At 66.1% G+C, this 3,116-nt stretch carries 3 protein-coding genes; all 3 read left to right on the top strand.

What is annotated here, in order from left to right; translation table 11 throughout:
• The first annotated feature begins 350 nt into the window (after positions 1–350).
• The 3 genes from EER30_RS46585 to EER30_RS46575 all read left to right on the top strand — a co-directional run bounded on the left by EER30_RS46585 (position 351) and on the right by EER30_RS46575 (position 2,937).
• Complete coding sequence (locus tag EER30_RS46585; protein ID WP_127509760.1) at positions 351–716, top strand: DUF488 domain-containing protein; 366 nt, start codon at positions 351–353, stop codon at positions 714–716.
• 214 nt (positions 717–930) lie between these two features.
• Entirely contained in the window at positions 931–1,332 is a 402-nt protein-coding gene (locus EER30_RS46580) for a hypothetical protein (RefSeq protein WP_127509757.1), read from the top strand.
• Between the two features lie 165 nt (positions 1,333–1,497).
• Positions 1,498–2,937 (top strand): helix-turn-helix transcriptional regulator, encoded by a 1,440-nt coding sequence (locus EER30_RS46575; RefSeq protein ID WP_127509754.1) that lies wholly within the window; start codon positions 1,498–1,500, stop codon positions 2,935–2,937.
• The last annotated feature ends 179 nt before the right edge of the window (positions 2,938–3,116 follow it).

Raw genomic sequence — 3,116 nt, 5'->3', positions numbered from 1 at the left:
TCGGCGAACTTCTTGATCTCGACCGACCAAGCATCGGAACTCAACGGCCAGCCGTGACTGAACAGGACGGGCTGCCCGGAGCCCTGATCGGTGTAGTAGATCTGAACGCCGTCGGGCGTGGTGATAAAAGGCATCGTTCTTCCTGTTCTTTCATGTCGCCCGGATGGGAAAGCCGCGGCCGACTGCTCGGTCAATGGGCTTCAGCCTGCTACGGAATGCCCGACTCCCTCAAGTCGCTTATTCACGTGATCCCATGAATGTGGGATCGGCCCGCTCCCAGATTTGCGCGATGCCCGAAAGGGAGCGATAGGTCATTCTGACGTCAGGGAACCAGCAGACGGAGGCAGCGCATGAATGATCAGGTACTAGTGCGGGGGGTCTATGACCAGGCCACCGACCAGCAGGCAATCCGTGTTCTGGTGGACCGCTTGTGGCCACGCGGACTGAGCAAGGCTCGGGCTGCCCTTGACGAATGGTGTAAGCAGGTCGCGCCCTCGCCGGGTCTACGTACGTGGTACGGACATGTGCCGGAGCGGTTTCCTGAATTCCGGCGCCGCTACGAGGCCGAGTTGGCGCAGGGGGAGCAGGCGACCACCTTCGCCCATTTGCGCGATCTCGCACACAATCAGCGATTGGTTTTACTGACCGCCAGCAGGAATGCTGATATCAGCGAAGCGGCTGTACTCGCGGAGCTCCTCAACGGTGATCATGGCTGAAACTGCGACCTTCACCTGGGAAAGGATGAGACGGCAGAAACCGTCTCCTTCAAGCGCTTGCTGTTTGGTTGTCCATCGGATCCATCCGGCAACGCATCGGAACGAGTGACTCGACGAGCCGAACCCCCTGTCAACGGTCAAAGCTCACGGTGCCTCAGACGCGGAGGCGGCACATCGCGCGCTCACGCGTCGCAGATGTGTGCGACGCCTGCCGATGACAGAGGTGGGAAGGGAGGTGGTGCGCTGCGCGACTGGGCAGGATCGGGCCGAAGCGCATACGGAGCTAGCCGAGCGGGCCGCCGACCGCCCGGAACAACGGGCCTGGCATCTGGCCCAGGCCACCGTGGGCGCCGATGAGTTGGTGGCCGGACTCTTGCAGGAACAAGCTAGCCGGGCGTTGAGTGCCGACGATGCCCTCGCAGCGGTGACGGCACTTCGGCGGGCCGCGGACCTCAGCACGGACGACCCGCAGCGTAGTCGCCGACTGGCTGAAGCCGCCTATGTCGGTGCGAACGTCGAAGGTGATCTGCGGACGATGCCCGCCCTGCTCACGGCGGCCCGGCGACCGGGCACTGTCAACGACCACGAGTACTACGGCTACCGCCAATCGATCTGATGCATAGGTCATCCGACTCGCGCCTGACCGGGTGCACATCGCCGGCCGTCATACGACCGGCGATACACCCCCGGCGGACAATGAGTCGGCTTACGGATGCCCCATACGGCCGTGGTTGCGACGCTGACACTCAGCATGGATGCCGAATGCTGAGGGGGCGGTTCCATGACCACGACGCCAGAGATTCGGACCGTACGGGCGCCATCCGTTCTGCGGGGACGCGACACCCACCTCGACGCCGTAGAAGCCGGACTCATCGCGGCCCGCTCGGCCCAGGGGCAAGTGCTGCTGATCGAGGGCGGATCCGGCACGGGCAAGACCCGGCTCCTGCGGGAGGCGAACGACCGAGCCCGGCGTGCGGGCGCGCACACACAGACCGGACAGGCCTTCGACGGCCAGCAGGTCCTTCCGTTCGCTCCGCTGCTGACGGCCGTGCTCAACGGTGAGCCGCCGATCGCCGGCCCGGACGAGCTGGGCACGCTCGGCACCCATACCGACCTGCCCCATCGAGTGGTGCGTGACCTGCGTACAGCGCTCGAGTCCGCGGCAGCTCGAACACCGGTGGTGGTGCTGCTCGACGATCTCCAATGGGCGGACAACGGCACGATCATGGCAGTGCGGGCACTGACGGCCGATCTTCGCCACACCGGCGTCCTGTGGATGCTGGCGACTCGTGGCGACACCACCCCGGCCGTACGCGAGCTGTGGAACCACCTGGCCGGCGAGGGGGCCTGCCGACTGGGACTTCCGCCGTTGACCCTCGAGATGACGGCGCAACTTGTCGCGGACGCGGCGGGCGCTCCCGCTCATCCGGGGCTGCTGGCTTTGGCCGACCAGGCGAGAGGCAACCCTTTCTTGATCCTCGAGCTGGTGCGCGGGCTGAGTGAGGAGGACCGCCTGCGCATCCAGGACGGCCTCGCGACAGCGATCGGCAGCCGGCTGCCGGACCGCCTGACCGGCAACATCAATCAGCGGCTGGGACGGCTCTCCGCGCCGGCCCGGAGAATGGTCCGGATGGCGGCGGTGCTTCCGCAACGGTTCACCGCAGCACAGCTGGCCGCCGTGCTCCGCTGCCGCCCCTCCGAGCTGGTGGAGCCGCTCGAAGAGTCAGTCGAGGCGGATCTCGTCCGCGGAGACGGCGAGCGTCTGCAATTCCAGCACGAACTGCTGCGTCAGGCCGTCCGCGAATCCCTGCCCGCGTCACTTCGGTGCGCGCTGGAACGCGAGGTCTCCGACGTCCTGGTCGACTCAGGATCACCGCCGGCCGAGACCACTCGTTTGATGCGGCCGGAACAAACTGGCGATCCCAGCGACATCGCGGACGCCGCTGCGGACGTCGAACAAATCAGCTGTCTCTTGCACGGACGGAGTGAGCCTGAGGGGTGCCCGCCCGACGGGCGAGCGGCCTTCGGCTGGTCGAGTCTTACGGACACCGAACACCGGGTCATCCGCCTGATCGCCAGCGGCATCACCAACCGACAGGCAGCTCGCCAGCTGTCTCTATCGCCGCACACAGTCAACACCCACCTCCGCCACGTATTCGCGAAGCTCGACATCAACTCGCGAGTTCAGCTGGCGAACCTCGCGCACGACTTCCCGGATTGAGGCGATCAAGCTCGTCGTGCCTGGCGACGCCGCGACCCGTAGGCGTGCGATGTGGTGCCCCCGCTGATGAGGCACGTTGAGCGGGATCACCGGGCGTCGAAGGCCTCGCGGTCCTTCTCGATAGCGAGTGCGTTGCGTTCGGCCCACCACGCCAGGTCGATCACCACCTCGCGCAGGCC

Source organism: Actinoplanes solisilvae (assembly GCF_003999975.1).
GTDB lineage: Bacteria > Actinomycetota > Actinomycetes > Mycobacteriales > Micromonosporaceae > Actinoplanes > Actinoplanes solisilvae.
Note: the sequence above shows the minus strand (reverse complement) of the source record. Positions and strands in the feature narration are given on the sequence as shown.

Excerpts from the sequence above, each read along its gene's own strand:
- EER30_RS46580 (WP_127509757.1), top strand. The coding sequence starts at position 931 with ATGACAGAGGTGGGAAGGGAGGTGGTGCGCTGCGCGACTGGGCAGGAT.
- EER30_RS46585 (WP_127509760.1), top strand. The coding sequence starts at position 351 with ATGAATGATCAGGTACTAGTGCGGGGGGTCTATGACCAGGCCACCGAC.
- EER30_RS46575 (WP_127509754.1), top strand. The coding sequence starts at position 1,498 with ATGACCACGACGCCAGAGATTCGGACCGTACGGGCGCCATCCGTTCTG.